The following is an 18,945-nucleotide window of genomic DNA, read 5'->3' as shown; positions in this document are numbered from 1 at the left end:
TCAGCGACGCCAGAGCGTCAGGTTGAGAATGAATGTTCCTCATATGTTCTATATGCGCCCTGACCCTGGGATGGAGTCAAGCGAGACGGTTGCAACGCCTGGGAAAGGGCTGACTTACGAGGCGATGGACATGCTTGCGCATGTCTGGATGAAGCGTCGATGCAATTCTCCGATTGCCCGGTATGCTTGGCCCATGTCGGCTTGCTCGCGGAATGGCTCGTCGCGCAGGATTGCCGGCGCTCCTAAAGACGCGGCCTTGGGATTAACGTGACAACGTTCTCATGAACGGGGCGGCCGCCAGCACCGCTTGGCTGCGGTTGTTGACTTCCAATTTCTTGAGGATCGCAGAGACGTGCTGTTTGACCGTGCCTTCGGTCAGGTTCATCTCGCCGGCGATTTCCTTGTTCAGCTTGCCATCCGACAGGGCCCGCAGCACCCGCAACTGGGCTGCAGAGAGACGTGCCACGCGCTTGTGAAAGTCGATCACGGCCTCGTCGGCCTGTGCGTCGTGCGGAAACAGTTCCTCGCCGCGCAAAAGGGCGCCCACGCCGTTCACCAGGGTTTCGACCGGAGCAGCCTTGGACAAATAGCCCTGAACACCGAAGGCCCGGGCCATGCTGATCGAATGCAAGTCGGCGCGCGATGAGACGATCGCCACGGCGCTGTCAGGCAGCAATTGCTGAAGCCGTAAAAGCGCGCTGAAGCCCTCGGCGTCGGGCAACAACAAGTCCAACATCACCAGCTTCACCCGGGGTCCATGCAATCGGGCGTATTGCTCAGCTTCGGCGGCGGACGTTACACGGCCGACGTCCAAATGCGGGTAAGCCGCCCGGATCGACAACTCCAAGGCCTGCCCGACCAATGGGTGGTCATCAACGATCAAGACGATCCAGCGCATGGGTCATTACACCCCGTGATTGTTACCCGTCGCTTAAAATCAATCCAACCCCGCCAGAAAGCTCGGCGTCTTCGCATTCCCTTGAGTTCGCCCGCCCGCTGACTGGAAACAACGGCCAAAGCCTATAACTTTGGTTCGATTTCGCCCGTTTTTCACGGACCGCTTGTGGACCCCGGACGAAATCGGGATGATTTGGCTCTCCAACGCCGCCGCGGAACCCTCCGTGACGCACCCCGAAAAAAGTTGGAGAGTTTCATGTTCATCAAGTCGTTGACCGTCGCCGCCGCCATCGCCCTGACCGCCGTCGCCGCCCCCGCCATGGCCCAGAGCGCATCGACGACCGGTTCGGGTTCGATCACCGTGATCCGCCCCCTGACCCTTACCAAAACCGCCGACCTGAAATTCGGCACCGTGGTTCGCCCGGCGACGGGTTCAGGCACGGCCGTGATCAGCGCCGCCGGCGCCCGCTCCGTCACCGGCGGCGTGGTTGGCCTGAGCTCGGGCGACGCTCCGGCTGCGGCCGCCTTCACGGTCGCCGGCGAAGGCGGCCAGTCGGTCTCGGTCACCGTCCCGGCCTCCTTCTCGATGGCCAATGGCACCGACACCCTGGTCGTCACCACCTCGAACAGCCTGACGGGTTCGGCCGCCAGCCAGACCTTGTCGAACGCCCTTGGGTCGGCTGGTTCGCTGGCCTTCACGGTCGGTGGATCCGTGCCGGTCGCCTCGACCACGACCACCGGCGCCTACACCGGGACGTTCACCGTCTCGGCCGCCTACAACTAAGGCCAGGCGGGATGTTTCCGCTGCATCAGGAGGGCGAGACAGCTGGGCCCATTAACCCCACGATAGGGTCTTGGGGCCATCGTTTCGCGTCCCTGTTGCATACGGCCTTCACCATGAGCCTGCGATTACTGATCCCTGCGTTCGCGCTCCTGCTGATTGCGGGTTCTGCAGAGGCCCAGGTCGGGGCGGATCTGAACATCTCGCCCAAGCGCGTCGTGTTCGGTCCCGGCGAGCGCAGCGCCACGGTCTATATTTTCAATCAGGGCGATAGCGAAGCCACCTACACGGTCGAGACCGTGGACCGGATCATGCTGGCCGACGGCCAGATCGTCGCCGCCGCCGACCGGCCGGAAATCGCCGTCAACTCGGCCGGCGACCTGGTTCAGTACACGCCGCGGCGCATCACCTTGCAGCCGCGCGAAAGCCAGGCCATCCGCGTGCGGGCCCGCCCCGGCGCGGACGCGGGCGAATACCGCACCCACCTGACCGTCACCGCCTTGCCGTCCGAGGACACCGGCTTCACCGTCCAGCAGGCGACGCAGCCGGGCGGCGGCGAGGTGTCCTTGCAGGTCGTGGCCCTATTCAGCGTCAGCATTCCCGTCATCGTGCGCGACGGCCCTGCCGACGCCCGCGCGGCGATCGAGAACCCCGCCATCGTGCAGGAGGGGGAGGCGCGCCTGCTGTCGCTCGACCTGGTTCGGCTGGGCGCCAGCTCGGTCTATGGCGATGTCGAAATCCTGTCGGGTCAAGGCGACAACGCGAAGATCATCACCGCCGTGCGCGGCGTCGCCGTCTATCCCGAGGTCGCCCGACGCACGATGGTCGCCGCGCTTCCGGCCGCGATTGGCGCAGGCCAAGTCTTGACGGTCATCTATCGCGACGACGATGCGCACAAGGGCGAGGTTCTGGCGATGACGACCCTCGTCGCTCCGTGATCACGGCCCGTTCAGCCGGCGCGGCGGCGGTTGCGCTCGCCGCCGCCATGGGCTCATCGGACGCGTTCGCCCAAACCCTGATGCGCAATCTGGTGATCGCCGCCGATCCTCAGCCTTTCAGCGCCGACGACCTGCTTTGGATGGAGGTGCGCGCCGGCGACCTGCAACTGGCTGAATCGATGAATGTGTACGCCTCCCGTTCGGGCGTCTTCGTCCCCTTGGGCGAGTTCTCGCGGGTGCTGGAACTGGCCGTCGGCGTGTTTCCCGGCCAACGCCGGGCCGAGGGCTGGGTGCTGTCGCCAGACCGGCGCCTGGTCGTCGATCTGACGACACGCCAGGCGACGCTGCAGGGGCGCATCATCCCCTTCAGCACAGACCAGGCCGCCATCTACGACGGCGACCTCTATGTCCGCGCAGATTTGCTGGAACAACTGCTGCCGGTTCGGATCAAGGCCGATGCCAGCGCCCAGGTTCTGGCCCTGACGGCGACCGAGGCCCTGCCCTTTCAACAACGGGCCGAACGCGAGCAGCGCCGCGCCAGCGCCGTGGGCGCTCCGCAGGACGAAGGGACCCGGCTGGCGACGCCCTATCGCCTGTTCACCGCACCGTCTTTCGACGTCAACATCGGCGGCCAACTGGCGCGTGACGGGATCGATCAGGCCAGCCGCTATGACATCCGCGCCGCCGGCGACCTGCTGCATGCTGGACTAGAGGCCTATGCCGGGTCTGATGACGACGGCCGCATAAGCGATGTTCGCGTAACCCTCAGCCGCAAGGATCCCTACGGGCGCGCCCTCGGGCCGCTGGGCGGGACGCGTGCCGGCGTGGGCGACATCTTCACCCCATCCATGGCCATCGGCGCCGCCAGTTATGCGGGACGTGGACTCTATTATACTTCCGCGCCGCTGGAGAATCTGGACCTTGCCACGCCGCTGAACCTGCGCGGTGAACTGGCGCTGGGCGAGGATGTCGAACTGTATGTCAACGAGGTGCTGCAGCGCGCCCAGACCTCGCCGGTGCAGGGGCGCTATGAATTTCTGGACGTACCGCTGGCGTTCGGACTGAACACGCTGCGCCTGGTGTTTTACGGCTCCCAGGGCCAGCGACGCGAGGTGGTGCGACGCATCAACTTCGGAACGGGCCAGGTCGAGGCCGGCCGGTTCGTCCTGCGGCTCGGCGCGGCCGAGCAGGGGCTGACGGTCTTCGATGTCGGCGGCGGCGAGACCCCGATGATGGCCGAGGCCGGCGCCACGCGCCTGGTGGCCTTGGCCGACTATGGGCTGTCCCCCGGCCTGACGCTGAGCGCCGGCGCCGCCCGCTATCGGCCCCAGGGTCAGGCGACCCGCACCCTGGGCAGTCTGGGTCTACGCGGATCCCTGGGCGCCGTGGCGGCCCAGGTCGACGCGGCCTTCGACGATCAGGGCGGGCGGGGCGTCACCCTGGGCGCAGCGGCGCGGCCGTTTGGCGTTTCTATCGTCGGCCGCCATTCGGAATACGCCGGCGACTTTATCGATGAGACTCGACAGTTGGGCGTCAGCGACCAAGCGCCGCTGGCCCGCGCCACCGACTTGCGGCTGGACGGTCAGGTATCGGGTCCCCGAGGACTGGCCGTGCCGCTGTCGTTCAATGTGCGCAGGCTTCAGCGCGCGGACGATAGTCTGACGACCAATGCCGAACTGCGAGCCTCAGCGCCCATAGGCCGCTATTACGCCTCCAGCAGCGTCGTCTATGAGGCCGAAAAGACCGCCTTGGCCAGCCGCCGTCGCTGGCTGGGCGCCAGCGATGTCACCACCCTTATCTCGGCCCGGCTGCAGGCGCGTGCGGGCGTGTCCTATGAGCTGTCGCCGGATCCGGGCGTCGACACCGCCTATGCGACCGTGGACTGGCAAATCAGTGACGCCAACGCCCTGCGCCTCGGCGTCGTGCGCGCCATCGGCCCCCGGCCGGCGACCAGCTTCCAGGCCTCGAACCTGTGGCGCGCGCGGCGTTTCGATCTGGCGCTGAACGTCGCCTATGAGACCGAGCGCAAGGACTGGCGCATCGGTCTGCAACTGGGCTTCGGTTTTGGTTATGATCCGCTTGAGCGTCGCTACGAGATGACCCGACCCGGCGTAGCCGGTGGTGGAGCAGTAGCGGTCAACGCCTGGATCGACGCCAACGGCGACGGCCTGCGCCAAACGGACGAACAGGGCGTCGGCGGCCTGGTCGTGGACACGCCTGCCGGCGCCGAGGTGACCGACGAGGCGGGTCGCGTCTTCGCCACCGGCCTCGGGGACGCCGCCGTCGCGCGTATTCGCCTGAACGACGAGGCGATCGACGATCCCTTCCTGATCGGCGGCGCCGGCGTGATCGAGATCGTGCCCCGCGCCGGACGCACCCTCGTCATCGACCGGCCGATGGCGCGCAGCGCCGAGGTCGAACTGACCGCCCTGTTCATACGAGACGACGGCGCAGCGCGTCCGCTGGCGGCGCTGGACGTCGAACTGGTCGCCGAACGCGACGGCCAAGCGATCCAGGCGCGCAGCGACCACGCCGGCGTCCTGTTCTTCGAAGGCGTCCCGCCCGGCGCCTACGCCCTACGCCTCCAGACGGATCAGGCCCGAACGCATGGCATGAGCCTGGCGGCGCCGGTGACTTTGTTTGTGCCGGCTGACGGCGGCTTTGTTCGGGGCGGCGAGGTGCGTGTGCGCCTGGGCCAGGATGGTCAGCCATGAACCGTGTCCTGGCCCCCCTGTTCGCGATCGGCGCCCTGCTGGCGGCGGCCCAAGGCGCTCAGGCTCAGGCGACGGTTACGAGGTCGCCCGCCACCGCGCCCGCCCTGGGTACGACAATCCGGGGCAATGCGACGACGGTCTTCAGCATCTCGGCCACGGGAACTGTGACCCGCGTCTCCGGCAACGCCATCCGCCTGTCCAGTGCGTCGGTGACAACGCCGACCCTGACCATCAACTGCGGTCTGCTGAACCTGTCGGGCCTGTGCGCCCTGCGCTATGTGCGGGTCACGATCACGCCGGTCGCCGGGTCAGGACCCGCAACCATATCGAAACTGCGCGTCTCATCACTGTCGGGCGCCAGCTATCGCAGCGGGTCTGCGCCATCCGAAGGAGCCAGTTTGGTGTTCGACCTGAATCCGCTGGGCCTGCTCGGCAGCGCCACCCTGCGGTTGGGCATGGACGTGACCCTGGCCGCCAACGCCGCCAGCGGAAACCACAGCTACGACTACATCGTCACCGTGGCCCTGGTTCAATGATCGCTCGTCTCGCCTTGATCGCATCTCTGATCGCCCCTTTGGTCACGGCGCCGGCCTTCGCCCAGACAGCGCGGGGCTCGCTGGAGGTGCAGCGCAGCCTGAGCGTCGCGGCCGTCCACGTCAGGTCGATTCAGCCGGACACCTTGTCGGCGTCGCTATCGGTCGTGTCTGATGCGAGCCGCCCCGATGCGCCGTCGGTCGTGATGGTCCGCGGCGATCCCGGGCGGGTCTATCGCATCCGCGTGCCGGAAACCCTGACCTCCGATCAGGGGGTGTCGATCGTGGAGGATGTCCAGATCTGGAGCGCCAATACCGGCGATGTCTCGACCGTGCGCGTGTCCCACATGGATGCGGACGGTCGCGATCTGTTGCGCATTACGGGTCGGCTGCGACAGCAGGGGCCGGCTTCGGACAGCGCCGTCCTGACCACCCTGCCCCTGACCATCGACTACGAATAGTCAGATTCGGTCGATGGCGGACACCAGCGCGTCGACCTCTTCCTCCCGGGGAACCTCACCCGCTGCGAAACGCCCATCCACCGCCACTGCCGCCGCTCCGACTTCGACGAAGCCGAAGATGCCCGCTGCGCCCGCGAGGCCGTGGGCCAGATGCTCGACGTCCTGAAGCCCTTCCGCGCCTCTTGCCCAGGCCAGACGAATGGCCGACGCCTCTTCTTTCGCCTTCTTGCGAAAACGGTCGCGCAACTCGGCCAGAGGATCGACGGTCAAGCGCGGGCTTCGGCCAAAAGATCCCGGACCTGACTGGCCAGGGTCATTGGGTCGAACGGCTTGGTGATGACGCCGATCGCCCCCAGGGTCTTGAAACGATCGATCTCTCCGGATTGTGCGCGCGCCGTCATGAAGATGACCGGCGTCTCGGCCAGCCCCTCCATCCGGCGCAGCGCCGACAGCACGCCGGGTCCATCCATCTGCGGCATCATGACATCCAGCAGGATCACGTCGGGACGTGCGCCCGCCGACAGCTGCTCCAGCGCCGCTTCACCGGACGCCATGCTGGTCAGGCTGATCTCGGGATCGAGCTCCAGCGCCATGGCCGCCACCTCGCGGATGTCCGGCTCGTCGTCGACGTGCATCAGGGTGATCGGCATGGCGGCTCCAGTGCTCAGTTGCGAACGTCCTTGTGGGTGAGACGCCGCACGGTACGGGCCAGGTGCGCCAGCGAGGTGCGCGACTTCACCAGCACGGCCTCGACCCTTTCGCCCAGCGCGGCGTCCATCTCCTGGGCAGAATAGACGACGACCGGAATCGATCCGCCTGCATCGTCTCCCAACTCTTTCAGAAGCTCCAGACCCGACCCATCCGGCAAGCCGAGGTCCAGGATCACCAGATCGGGACGCGCGACGGCCAGAGCGCGGCGCGCATCGGCCAAGCTGCCCGCTCCCAACATTTCTGCAACCCCCGCCAGGGTCGAAGCCGTCACCTGGAGGATATCCGGATCGTCGTCCACATGAAGGATCGAGGGACGGCGCGTCTCCAGTCTATCCAGGATAGAAGCGACGGCCGATCTCAGCCGGCTCTGATCGAACGGCTTCTCCAGCCAGTCCAGCACCTCCAACGACCGTCCACGCGCCTTGCCGCGCGCCACGTCCGCCGACACCACGACAACAGGCAGATCCCGTGTCGCCGCATGGCCCCGCAAGGCGCGAATCAGACCGATCCCGTCCGCATCGGGCAGCTGCAGATCGACCAGAACGGCCGCGTAACGCTCCTGCCGAACCACGTCGAGCGCCCCCCGCGCGGTGGCGACGACATGGGCCTCGAACCCGTCCTGCTCCAGCATGACGCGCAGCACCTCGGCGGCGTCGGGATCATCCTCGACGATCAGCAATCTCGGGCCGGTTCCGGGGACCGTATCGGAAACCCGGATGGCCAACGGGAGGTCCAGATGGAAGGTCGCACCCTCGCCGGGTGTCGATTCGAACCACAGCCGCCCTCCGTGTCGTTCCGCGATCTCGCGGGCGATGGCGAGCCCCAGCCCTGTCCCGCCGCGCTGGCGGGTGTCGGAGCCATCGGCCTGGGCGAACTTGGTGAAGATGCGCGCGCGGAAGGCGTCGGGGATGCCCGGCCCATGGTCGCGCACGCTAAGCCGCGCAATCCGCGCCTCGGGCACGACGCTGACCTCGACCACCCCGCCCGAAGGCGAGAACTTGGCTGCATTGGACAGCAGATTGACCACCACCTGCACCAGCCGATCAGCATCGCCGCTGACAGGCGCCTCGGCACCCTCGCTTAGCGCCAGGCTGACCCCCAGGCCGTCGGCGAAACCCCGCACGCTGTCCAGGGAGCGCAGCGCAATGTCGCGCAGGTCCAGCGACGCCAGATCCAGCGTCATCTGACCCGACTCGATCTTCTCCACATCCAGGATGTCGTTGATAAGCCGAACCAGCCGCTGGCTGTTGGAATGAGCGATGCCGATCAACCGACCCGCCTTCTCAGGCAGCACGCCGCCCGCCCCCCCGACCAGCAGGCCCAAAGACCCCGCGATCGAGGTCAAGGGCGTCCTCAACTCATGACTGACGGTAGAGACGAATTGCTGCTTCATCTCCTCCACGCGACGCCGCTCCGAAATGTCACGGATCACCGCCACCAAGTGCACGCCCGTCGGCAAAGTCATCGGGCTCAAGGCCACATCCACGGGGAAGGTCGTGCCGTCACGGCGGCGGGCGGTGAGTTCACGCACGACGCCCTGTTCGAAATCTTCGCGATTGGCGCCGATCCGGGTCAGGAAAGCTGTTTCTCCATCGCCGCCCAAATCCATCAAGACCGAAACATCGCGACGCCCCAGTTCAGGCGCGGTCCAGCCAAACATGCGCGTCGCCGCCGTGTTCAGCGTCTCGACGCTGCCGCTGGGATTCAGCGTCAGGATGGCGTCGATGGCGCTGTCGAAAATGGCCGTCTGACGTGCGGCCGTCGCTTGCACCGCGTCGAGCAGCACGCGGCGCGTCCGAACATAACGCCAGACCAGAAAACCGCTCGACGCGACCACCGCAATCAGCAGCAGGAACACGCCTGCCACCAAACGTTCGGTCATACGGCTGCGGGCATCTGCGCGCCGCGTCACATCAGCAAGCGCCTGGGCGTCGACGGCCACCATCCGGTCGACGGCGACGCGAATATCGTCCATCGCCGCCTTTCCGACGCCGTTGGAGACCGCGTCGAGCCCGGCCTCGCGACCCTGGGTGTCGTGCGCCGAGATACCCGCCCGCATCGTCGCCTGTTTGCGGGCGATCAGTGTCTCCAGCCAAGCCAGATTGGCCGCCTGTTCGGGATTGTCGCGATAGAGCGCCTTCAGCCGCGGCAATTCGGCCCCCAGCGCACGGGCCGCGCTGTTATAGGGCTCCAGATAGCTGGCCTGTCCCGTGATCACATAGCCCCGTTGGCCCGTCTCGGCGTCCTGCATCGACGAGAAGATTTGCAGCAACTGGGCGCGGGCCACATGGGATCGCTCGACCTCGGCTCGCAATGCGCGCGCGCGATCAAATTCAAGCCGAAGCTCTAGTCCGACGAAGGCCAGCCCCAGCAGGACGGCGACAGCCAACGCGGCCAACAGGGCTTGCTGGTAGGGTCTCGTGATTACGACGCGCTTCAAGGTCGGCAAGCGAAGGTCTCCGACGCAGGCTCGAAGACGCCCGCTCAATCACGAAGCGCGTTTCTTTGCGCCAAACGATGCAGCAGGCTCCCACGATCGGGGCCACACGACAACAGAAGGTTCTGTCGGCGCCATTTCCATACGGAAGATAGGTGGACCCGCTGCCGCCGGGTGTCGCTCCGTCAACCGACCCCGGCGGAATAGCCGGCCGTTTTTGAAGCTCGAAGGCGATCGGTGGACCGGCCGCTTCCGCTAGTCGGGAGTGGTGCCGCAGGATAGCCAAGCAAGCGATGCCAAAATTTCATTGTCGGCAAGTGTCCGAGAAGCACCAGAAGCGGACATTCCGCGTGAGAAGTGCGCAATCGTGCGAAAACGCGATCCTATCAGGGCCTTGATCGCACCTCGAAATCGAGGGTCCAGCGGCCCTCGCCTGCCCGCCGGAAGTCGGCGACGGGCGCGACGATCTGGCGATCCAGGCCATCGAGCAGGGCGGTTCCACTGCCGACCGAGGCGACCGTTGCATTTGTCTGCCAGAACGGGCCGCTTTCGCCCTTCAGCGTGAAGCGCAGATGGACGGTGTCGTTGGCTTTGGGCATGGCGCGCTCGGACAGGAGATCGTTCCGGACAAAAATCAGCCCCGTCGCACAGGGCGACGAGGCCGGAAGTCGATTTGGGAGGAAACGCCCAGGAAGGGCAGACCCGAGATGGCGATGGGCGAACGGGGGTTCAAGGGCGATCCCATGACCTTCGCCGTCTCCCTAGCCGCCAGACAGTGCGGTCGCCACGACCGGCGCCAGACCTTCGGCGATGATGCGCACGCCTTGGGCGTTGGGGTGGATGCCGTCTGGCTGGTTGTAGCGACGATCCAGGGCCACGCCTTCCAACAGGAAGGGATAGGCCGGGACATCGTCCTGGCGCGCCAGATCCACGAAGATGCGGTCGAACTCGGCGGCGTAGGCGCCGTACTGCGGTGGCGCTCTCATCCCCGCCAGCAGGACGGGAATGTCGCGCGCCTTCAGCGATGCGATGATGGCCTCCAGATTGGCCCGGACCGTTTTCGGATCCACGCCTTGAAGCATGTCGTTGCCCCCAAGGGCGACGATGCACAGATCGGTGTCGTCCTGGACGCTGTAGCCGACCCGGGCCAGCCCGCCGCCGGTCGTGTCGCCCGACACCCCGGCCCCGCGAACCCTCACCCTGAGCCCCTTTGCACGCAACGCCTCTTCCAGTCGCACCGGCAGAGCCTCGGCCGATGGCAAGCCGAAGCCGGCCGTGATGGAATCACCCAAGAGGGTCACGATCTTCTCCGGCGCGCCCGCAGGGACCGTCGTGGGCGGAGCGGAAGCCGAGGGCTTAGCCGGCGTCTCTGACGCGTTCTCTTCCGAGGGGCTGCATCCGGCGAGCACGAGCCCCAGCCCTCCGGTCAGGAGCGTGCGGCGAGGAATAGGCGGCATGGGCGAGGAGGGCTTTGGAGTCATGATCTGCGCACCCATATAGGGACCGACCTTCCTCCTCCCAATGCAGCAAGCGACATATCGATGGCTTCAGCCGCTCCGCTCGTCCTCGACGGCGTCGTCCTCACCCTGCCCTCGGCCGCAGGGCCCGTGGAGATCCTTCGCGGCGTGGACCTGGTCGTGGCGCCCGCAGAGACGGTCGCCATCGTCGGCCCCTCCGGGTCGGGCAAGTCGTCGCTGATCTCCATCGCCGCCGGCCTGGAGACGCCGACCTGCGGCCGGGCGATGCTGTTCGATCAGGATCTGGCCGCTCTGGGCGAAGACGGCCGCGCCCGTCTGCGTCGGGGGCGCGCCGCCCTGGTGTTCCAGAGCTTTCACCTCCTTCCCAATATGACGGCCGAGGAGAATGTATCCGCGCCGCTGGAGCTGGCTCACCGGCCTGATGCGGTCGCTCAGGCGCGCAACTGGCTGGAGCGGGTCGGCCTGGGCGCCCGGCGGTCGCACTATCCCCATCAGATGTCGGGCGGCGAACAGCAGCGCGTGGCCTTGGCCCGCGCCCTGGCCGTCGGGCCGGAACTCCTGTTCGCCGACGAACCGACCGGCAATCTGGACGGAACCAACGGCGCCCTGGTCGCCGACCTGCTGTTCGACCTCGTGCGCGACAGCGGCGCGGCCCTGGTCCTGGTGACCCATGACGACCGTCTCGCCGCCCGCGCGGACCGGATCGTGACGATGCGCGACGGCCAGGTCGTCACCCCCTCGCAGGCCTCCGCGTGAAGCTCGCCTTCCGCTTCGCCCGCCGCGAGCTCCGCTCCGGGATCGCGGGGTTCCGCATCTTCCTGGCCTGTCTGGCGCTGGGCGTGGCGGCGATCGCCGCCTCGGGCTCGACCGCCGAGGCCTTCCGCCAGGGGCTGGCCAGTCAGGCGCGGGAGATCCTCGGCGGGGACGTCGTCTTCAGCCTCGACCAGGGCCGGTTCAGCCCCGACCAACGCGCCGCGTTCGCCGCCCTGGGTCCGGTCGCCTATTCGGTGCGGGCTAACGGCATGGCCGAGGCCGGCGCCGGCCGACGTCGCCTCGTGGACATGCGTGGGGTGGACGCCGCCTATCCCCTGGTCGGCGCGGTCGAACTGTCCGGCGCGCCCGATCTGGCCACGGCCTTGCGCGTCGAGAACGGCGTGGCAGGCGCCGTCGTCGAACAGGGACTGCTGGACCGCCTCGCCCTCAGGCTCGGCGACACCTTCACGGTGGGCGGAACGCCGTTCGTCGCGCGCGCCGTCCTTCTGGCCGAACCCGACCGGCTGGGCCGGGGCTTTGCGCTGGGTCCCCGCGTGGTGACGACGGTCCCCGCCGTCGAACGGGCCGGCCTGCTCGCTCCCGGCGGCCTGTTCGGCGAGGCGGTGCGCATCGCCCTTCCCGCCGACGTCGATCCCAAGGCCGCCATCGCGGTCATAGAGAAACGCTTTCCGCAGGCTCGGCTCGAAGCCCGGGATCGGTCCGAGGCCGCCGCCGGCGCCGGGCGACTGATCGATCAGCTCGAATACTTCCTCGGCTTCATCGGCCTGGCGTCTCTCGTGGCCGGCGGGCTCGGCGTCGGGGGCGCCGTCTCGGCCTATCTGGAAGGCCGCAAGCCGTCGATCGCGACGCTGAAGGCCCTCGGCGCGGAGGGTGGGCTGATCCGCGACATCTATCTGATCCAGATCGGGGTGCTGGCCGCCGTCGGGGTCGCCATCGGTCTCGTAATCGGCGCCGTCGTGCCGCTCGTCATCGGCGTGCTGGCGAAGGACAGCCTGCCGATCCCCGCCCTCTTCGCCGTCTATCCCGCGCCGCTCGTCAAGGCGGGGGCCTTCGGCCTTCTGGCGGCCGCCGCCTTCGCGCTCGCGCCCCTGGCCCGCGCCCGTGCGACGCCGCCGTCGGCCCTGTTCCGTCGCCAGCTCACCGACCGGCCCGTCCTCGGTGTCGAACTGATGTTCGCCGTGCTGGCCGCGTTCGGACTTGCGGGCCTGGCACTGTGGACCGCGCCGTCGAAACTTGCGGCGGCGGCATTAATCGGCGGCACGGTCATCGCCTTCGCCCTTCTGTGGCTGCTCGGCCGGGCGGCGGCAGCCCTCGCCGGACGCCTGAGACGACACGCCGGCGGCGCGGTGCGCCTGGGGCTGGCCAATCTCGCCGGCCCCCGCTCGGCGGCGCGCACCGCCTCCCCCGCCATCGGCTTGGGCGTCGCGCTTCTGGCCATGGTCGTCCTCATCCAGTCCAGCCTTCTCGGCCAGATCACCGAGGTCGCCCCGCGATCGGCCCCGTCCGTGGTCTTCACCGAAATCCCGGCGGATCGCGGGGCGGCGTTCGATGCGACGGTGGCCCAGGCGATGGTCGACCCCGGACCGGATCGCTATCGGCGACTTCCTCTCCTCACGGGGCGGATCGTGCGGTTGAAGGGCGCGCCCGTCGATCTGGACGCCCTGCCTCAAGGGGAACGCTGGGCCTTCGATCAGGACATTCTCATGACCGCGCTCGCCGGCGCGCCGGACGATGCCAACATCGTCTCCGGCCGGTGGTGGGCCGCCGACTACGCCGGTCCGCCACAGATCGCCCTCTCGCAAGATCTGGCCAAGGCGGCCGATCTCAAGGTCGGCGACAGCCTGACCCTGCAACTGCTCGGTCGAGAGATGGACGTCCGCATCGCCGCCCTGCGCCGGACCGAACCGGGCGGCTTCGGGACCAACTTCCTGCTCGTCCTCAACGCCGCCGCCATCGAAGGCGCCAATCCCCGCAGCGTCGCCATCGCCCGCGCTACACGCGCCGAGGAAAGGGCCCTGACCCAGACGCTTGGCGCAGACTTCCGCGAAGTGAACATCATCAGCGTCCGCGAACAGCTTGAGGCCGCCGCCACCCTGTTCGACCGCCTCGCTCTCGCCATCCGCGGGGCCGCGGCCGTCGCCGGTCTCGCCGGCCTGCTCGTTCTGATCGGGGCCATCGCCGCGGGCGTGCGCGAGCGGGCGCGCGAGGCGGCCGTCCTCAAAGTTTTGGGCGGCTCCCACGCCCAGATTCTGACCGCCTACCTCGTCGAATACAGTTTGGTCGGCGCCATCGCCGGCCTCGCCGGCCTGCTCCTGGGCGCCGCCGGCGCATGGCCGGTCGTGACCCTCGCCTTCAAGGCGACCTGGAGCATGGACTGGACCGGCGTCGTCCTGCTGCTGACCGGGGCCACGGGGATCGCGGCCCTGGGCGGCGGCTTGGCGGCCCTGCACGCCCTGTCGCGGCGCCCCGCACCGGTTCTCCGATCGGACTGACGACGGCGACATCCCCAAGGGCGTTCGGACGATCACACGTCGCCAGAACGCGCCGACTGGCACGCCAGCCCGGTTCGTCCGCGCCTTAGGTGAACCATTACGTGGTGCGGTTCTTACTTCTGCGCTTGTCGGGAAGTGACCCCCATCGGTTGCCCAGCTGCACTTGTGTGAAGCTAGGCGTCTCGACGCCGTCGCAAAAGCCTCACCGATCTGAGCATCCAGGCGCTTTTCATAGGCTGTCAGTACAGGGCTATGAGCGGGTCAGCGTCCGGTGACGCGGCTCATGCTGCTGACTTTGAGATAGTAGAGACAACATAGTTGCGGGGTGGCGGTGCTGTCAGTCCAAAGATAGAAAGTCTCCTCACACCGCAAGCATGTGCCACTCGCGAGCTGTCAGTCTAAACGCTAAGGGGAAATGCCCGATCTCGTCATCCGGCGACGCCGGGACGATGACGCGGCCATGAGGCTCTTGGGCTGCCTGCTATGCATGCACCAGGCTGGGGCCGCGAGACACTCCGTCGCTTACGCATCGGCGTTGATGCGGAAGCGACGGGCTCGGCCACGTGGGATTGCGGCGCAGGCGGCTTAGAACCTGTAGCTCACACCCAGCTTGTAGGACGCCCCGTATCGATAATAGCCTTGGGGCAGCAAGGGGTTGCCGTTGATCGAATAGGTGTTCGCTTCATCCAGGAGGTTTTGGCCCTCCAGCGAGATGTCGATGTTGTCCGTCACCTTGTAGGAAATATGGGCCGTGACCCAGGTGATCGGGTCGGCTTCTTCGTTGTAGCCTTCACCCAGGACGTTGATCGCGGTGACGAAACCATCCGTATGGTCCGCCGACGCGCTCACTGACAGCGGCCCACGCTCGTAGAAGAGGCCCAGCGAATAGACCGACGGCGCGATGCCTTCCAGCGGCCGCTCCAGATCCCCGACATAGCTCTTGGACCAGTTGCGGGTGTATTGCGCCCGCACGCCCAGGCCGTTGTCCAGGAAGTGCTGCAGACCGATTTCGACGCCGTGCACCTCGGCCGTGTCGCCGTTGATCGGGCGCTGGACGTTGAACAGATACCCCGGCACGCCGATGTCCTGCCCCGGTTCCCAGCTGGTGGTGATCTGGTCCTCGATGTCCTTCTTGAAGACGGCGATGTTGAAGATCGAGTTCGGGCGGAAATAGTATTCCAGCGACGCATCATACTGCACGGCCGAATACGGCTTCAGAGCCGCGTTGCCGCCGTAGATCTGGGTGAACTCGCCCCATGACACGCTTTCGGTGGTGTTCGTCGGCGCCAGGGTCTCGACCGACGGACGGGCCATGGTCTTGGCCGCGCCCAGACGCAGACGCAGTTCCTCGGTGATGCGATAGTTCAGATTTATCGACGGCAAGACGTAGGTGTAGTCGTTGTCCTGGGTGATCGCCGTCGGGTTGTCGTACACCGCCGTATAGTTGAAGGCGCCATTCTCGATGATGTCGAGGATCTTGGCGTCCCAGGCCTGGGCGCTGGTGTTCGTCTGGACCACGCGGACGCCGATGTTGCCGCTCCAGCGCTCGCCCGACAGATTGGCTTGAAGGAAGCCGGCCCAGGATTCCTCGCTGACGCGATAGCTCTGCAGCGGGTTCCACACCGGCGCAGCCGCCGCGTAGTCGTAAACGCCGCCGCCGGGGCGCGGATTGCCGTCATAGGCGGCCAAGGCCGCCTGATAGCTGGCGATGTCGAAGGCCAGGAAGGTGCGCGGGAATTTCGCGTTCAACTCGCTCATGAAGTTGGGGAAGGTGAAGCTGTTCGAGATCACGCCGCCGCCCAGATTCCCGACATTGATCGCGTAGGTCCCGGAATAGTAGTCGGCGCCGCCCGTCAGAGAGTTGTTGACCAGATCCCGCGACTTTCTGCGATCCGTATAGTTGACGCCGAACTGCACATTGTCGAGCCAGCCGATACCTGCGGTCCAACGACCGTTGAAGGCGGCGCCGGTGATTTCGTCCTCGATATTGTCGCCTGCGAGCGAGAAGTAGTGGGTGTTGAAATCCGAATCCGTGAACTCGCCGTTGGCCAGGCCGCTGGACAGATCGCGACCGTCATCGAAGTTGATGGTGACGTCGGGCACATAGGCGCCGTTCAGCGCGATCTGCGCGGTATTGGCCTGGTTCATCCGCAGGACGACATAGCTGTCCTGACCGCCCGAGTTCCGGCTGGACGTCGAGCGATAGACATCGCCGGTCAGGGTCAGGCTGTCGGTCACGTCCCACTGGGCGTTCACGCCGTAAAGCTGGGTCTCCACGACCCGGTAGGTGGTCTGGTTCAGCAGTTCCGGATTGAGGCGTTGCTCAGGATCGGGATTGGCCATGTCGAAGCTGGTGACGATGCCGTCATTGATCACCATGTTCGACCAGCGGCCGGGCGCATACAGCGTGTAGAAGGACTGCTGGTAGCCGACCTGTGGTGAGTCGAGCTTGGTCGACAGGCCATCGACGACCAGGCGGAAGTTGTCGGTCGGACGCCATTCCAGTTTCGCCGTATAGGCGGTCCGCTTCTTCTTCTCCAGAATCGAACCCACGCGGAACTGGCCAGGACCGATCAGGCCGTACTCCTCGACGTCCAGTTCACCGTTGCCGTTCGGGTCGATATTGCCGCCCCAGGCGTTGCCCCACAGCCAGCTCTCGTCCGTCGGATCCGGGTTGCGGGTCCAGCCGCCGTCATTGCCGGCGACGTCCGAACGGTCGTCGCGCCGTTCGCTCACGACCCCTAGGATCAGGCCGAAGGTGCCGTCGAAGAAGGTGTTGCTGTAGACGGCCGACAGTTTGCTGCCGTCCAACTCGGACATCTGGTTGCGGTCGCCCTCGACGCGGATGATTCCGTGCTGGCCGCGTTGGTCGAAGGGGCTGGCGGAGCGCAGGTTGATCAGGCCGCCGATCGCGCCCTCCGTGTTCGCCGCTTCGGCGCCCTTGATGACATCGGCGCCGCTGATGACGTCGGAAGGCAGGACATCGTACGCGAAGTCGCGTCCCGCGCCGTCGGTCGCCAGGATGCGGCCGTTGAAGGTCGACAGCGTGTATTCGGGGCCCAATCCCCGAACGCTGACGCTCTGCCCCTCGCCGCCCGCAGTACGCGAAATCGAAACGCCGGTGATGTGGCTCAGGGAGTCGGCGACGTTGTCGTCCGGAAACATGCCCAGTTCGAGCGCGCTGATGGAATCCTGCACCGTGCCGGATTCGCGCTTCAGACCCACCGCGCGGGCGATGCTTCCCCGCGTCCCCACGACGACGATCTCATCGACCTGCTGGGCTTGGTCAGCCGTTGTTTCGATTTCATCAGCGTCGGCTGACTGGGCGTGAGCCGTGCCGACGGACAACAAGGCTGCGAAACCGACGCCCGCTAGAGCGGCTGTTCGAAGTGATAGACGACGTGACATTGCGATCCCCTTTTCCCGCATGATCGACGAACGCCGCTTGAACTGCCGAGGCTTCGGTTCAGTCAAGAAAACGCTACAAAAGGGAACTACGGTTTCGCGAAACTGTCAAATAGATACGTAACGAAACTTCTTGGCGGGAGCATCCGCAGAGCCGACATGACCGCTGCCGTCGGCAAATATCCTGCTCAAGGGGCGCACGCCTCGCCTGAGCCAACCCGGAACCAGGGGCGAAAGAGGTCATAAGGGTCTCGAATTGGGGCCTACCGACATCTCTCGACCTCGTCACTTCATGACGTCCGCGGTCCAGGTCCAGGCCCAGACAATCGAGATGCGACGGCCCGATCAGGCGGCGACGGCGATGCCGAGCGATGCGCCGTCGAGACGCGCCGCATAGATGGCGGCGCCGATGGCCGGGCTGTAGCGCGGCGAAATGATCCTGTAGTCCGGCGAACAGGCCGAAAGCCGCCGCCTGAAGGGATCAAGAATCAGCTCGCCGCTCTGGAACACCCCGCCTGAGTAGGACAGGTTTACGGGTTCTCCGGGCCGATACTCCAGCCGCTGTCGGATGGTGTCCACGATCTGGGCCAGGGCTTCGCCCGCGTCGACGAAGATGCGACGTGCGGCCTCGTCACCTTGCACGGCCGCACGCGCGACCAGCCTCGAAATGGCGGCTATCCGGTCACGTTGGGGCGCGCTCCTGCAATAGATGTGGGCGCACAGGTCCAGGTCGTTCGTCAGGGCGAACTCTTGCACCAGCAGATCATGCAGGGGTCCGCGCGAAAGGCGACCATCCGACATGCGCGAGAAGGCGTTCAGCCCCTGGATGGCGATCCAGTAGGCGGAGCCCTCGTCCGAGAACAGTTCGCCCCATCCGCCGCCGCGAGCGGACAGGCCCTGGCGCTCGCCGTATCCGATGGAGCCGGTGCCGGCGACGATATTGATCCCGTCCTCGCCGGCGAGCGAGCCGGCCCAGCCGCAGATCATGTCGTTGCCGCAGGCATAGCGGCGATGCCCAAGCAAAGCCTCTGGAATGACGTCCAGAACGGGCTGGATCTGCGAATCCTCGCCATGGGCGGGCAATCCGAAGAAGGCGTAGAGAACGTCATCCGCCGACGCCCCTGCCTGCCGCAGCACCGAATGGACGCCGTCGTGGAGCAGAACGTGCAGCCTCTCGACGCCGATATCGACGTGATAGCTGGAACCGCCCTCGTGTCGGGCAAGCTCGCGGCCGGCGCGGTCAACCAGCACGAAGGCGGTCTTGGTGCCGCCGCCGTCCACGCCCAGATAACACCCGTCAGACAGGCTCACTCTCCCTGCCCCC

15 protein-coding genes are annotated in these 18,945 nt (G+C 66.6%); 7 read left to right on the top strand and 8 right to left on the bottom strand.

Features of this window, described 5'->3' with window-relative positions; genetic code table 11:
* Positions 1 to 262: 262 nt before the first annotated feature.
* Positions 263 to 898: a LuxR C-terminal-related transcriptional regulator gene (locus ACK4MH_RS03070; RefSeq protein ID WP_409714594.1), complete on the bottom strand. Its 636-nt coding sequence runs from the start codon at positions 896 to 898 to the stop codon at positions 263 to 265.
* Between the two features lie 255 nt (positions 899 to 1,153).
* On the opposite strand from ACK4MH_RS03070, the gene ACK4MH_RS03065 reads away from it, so the two are divergent.
* From ACK4MH_RS03065 to ACK4MH_RS03045, 5 genes are all read left to right on the top strand, one after another.
* Positions 1,154 to 1,681 carry a DUF4402 domain-containing protein gene (locus ACK4MH_RS03065; protein WP_313444851.1) on the top strand — a complete coding sequence of 176 codons (528 nt, stop codon included), beginning with the start codon at positions 1,154 to 1,156 and terminating at the stop codon, positions 1,679 to 1,681.
* A gap of 113 nt (positions 1,682 to 1,794) precedes the next feature.
* Positions 1,795 to 2,616 carry a hypothetical protein gene (locus ACK4MH_RS03060; RefSeq protein ID WP_409714590.1) on the top strand — a complete coding sequence of 274 codons (822 nt, stop codon included), beginning with the start codon at positions 1,795 to 1,797 and terminating at the stop codon, positions 2,614 to 2,616.
* Positions 2,613 to 5,330, top strand: coding sequence for a hypothetical protein (locus ACK4MH_RS03055; RefSeq protein WP_409714587.1), 2,718 nt, complete (start codon positions 2,613 to 2,615; stop codon positions 5,328 to 5,330). Before ACK4MH_RS03060 ends, ACK4MH_RS03055 begins: the two co-directional genes overlap by 4 nt.
* A complete protein-coding gene (locus ACK4MH_RS03050) occupies positions 5,327 to 5,866 on the top strand; it encodes a hypothetical protein (RefSeq protein ID WP_409714584.1) in 540 nt (179 codons plus the stop codon). The genes ACK4MH_RS03055 and ACK4MH_RS03050 overlap by 4 nt, the downstream gene beginning before the upstream one ends.
* 14 nt (positions 5,867 to 5,880) lie before the next feature.
* Complete coding sequence (locus tag ACK4MH_RS03045) at positions 5,881 to 6,324, top strand: hypothetical protein (RefSeq protein WP_409714581.1); 444 nt, start codon at positions 5,881 to 5,883, stop codon at positions 6,322 to 6,324.
* On the opposite strand, the gene ACK4MH_RS03040 is transcribed toward ACK4MH_RS03045, so the two are convergent.
* From ACK4MH_RS03040 to ACK4MH_RS03020, 5 genes are all read right to left on the bottom strand, one after another.
* Positions 6,325 to 6,594 carry an Hpt domain-containing protein gene (locus ACK4MH_RS03040; RefSeq protein WP_409714578.1) on the bottom strand — a complete coding sequence of 90 codons (270 nt, stop codon included), beginning with the start codon at positions 6,592 to 6,594 and terminating at the stop codon, positions 6,325 to 6,327.
* Positions 6,591 to 6,974: a response regulator gene (locus ACK4MH_RS03035; protein ID WP_409714575.1), complete on the bottom strand. Its 384-nt coding sequence runs from the start codon at positions 6,972 to 6,974 to the stop codon at positions 6,591 to 6,593. The genes ACK4MH_RS03040 and ACK4MH_RS03035 overlap by 4 nt, the downstream gene beginning before the upstream one ends.
* Positions 6,975 to 6,988: 14 nt before the next feature.
* Positions 6,989 to 9,433, bottom strand: coding sequence for a CHASE3 domain-containing protein (locus ACK4MH_RS03030; RefSeq protein WP_409714572.1), 2,445 nt, complete (start codon positions 9,431 to 9,433; stop codon positions 6,989 to 6,991).
* Between the two features lie 425 nt (positions 9,434 to 9,858).
* Positions 9,859 to 10,071: a hypothetical protein gene (locus ACK4MH_RS03025; RefSeq protein WP_409714569.1), complete on the bottom strand. Its 213-nt coding sequence runs from the start codon at positions 10,069 to 10,071 to the stop codon at positions 9,859 to 9,861.
* A 162-nt stretch (positions 10,072 to 10,233) separates the two neighbouring features.
* Complete coding sequence (locus ACK4MH_RS03020) at positions 10,234 to 10,773, bottom strand: arylesterase (protein WP_409714566.1); 540 nt, start codon at positions 10,771 to 10,773, stop codon at positions 10,234 to 10,236.
* Between the two features lie 240 nt (positions 10,774 to 11,013).
* Here ACK4MH_RS03020 and ACK4MH_RS03015 point away from each other — a divergent pair, with 240 nt between their 5' ends.
* Positions 11,014 to 11,706, top strand: a complete 693-nt coding sequence (locus ACK4MH_RS03015) for an ABC transporter ATP-binding protein (protein WP_409714563.1) — start codon at positions 11,014 to 11,016, stop codon at positions 11,704 to 11,706.
* The gene (locus ACK4MH_RS03010; protein WP_409714560.1) at positions 11,703 to 14,216 is read left to right on the top strand and encodes an ABC transporter permease; all 2,514 of its coding nucleotides are present in this window, start codon (positions 11,703 to 11,705) and stop codon (positions 14,214 to 14,216) included. Before ACK4MH_RS03015 ends, ACK4MH_RS03010 begins: the two co-directional genes overlap by 4 nt.
* A gap of 585 nt (positions 14,217 to 14,801) precedes the next feature.
* Here ACK4MH_RS03010 and ACK4MH_RS03005 read toward each other — a convergent pair.
* Together ACK4MH_RS03005 and ACK4MH_RS03000 are read right to left on the bottom strand one after the other, a co-directional pair.
* Positions 14,802 to 17,624: a TonB-dependent receptor gene (locus ACK4MH_RS03005; RefSeq protein ID WP_409714557.1), complete on the bottom strand. Its 2,823-nt coding sequence runs from the start codon at positions 17,622 to 17,624 to the stop codon at positions 14,802 to 14,804.
* 342 nt (positions 17,625 to 17,966) lie between these two features.
* A complete protein-coding gene (locus ACK4MH_RS03000; RefSeq protein WP_409714554.1) occupies positions 17,967 to 18,932 on the bottom strand; it encodes an N-acetylglucosamine kinase in 966 nt (321 codons plus the stop codon).
* Between the last annotated feature and the right edge of the window lie 13 nt (positions 18,933 to 18,945).

Source organism: Brevundimonas sp., assembly GCF_046295075.1.
Lineage (GTDB): Bacteria > Pseudomonadota > Alphaproteobacteria > Caulobacterales > Caulobacteraceae > Brevundimonas.
Note: the sequence above shows the minus strand (reverse complement) of the source record. Positions and strands in the feature narration are given on the sequence as shown.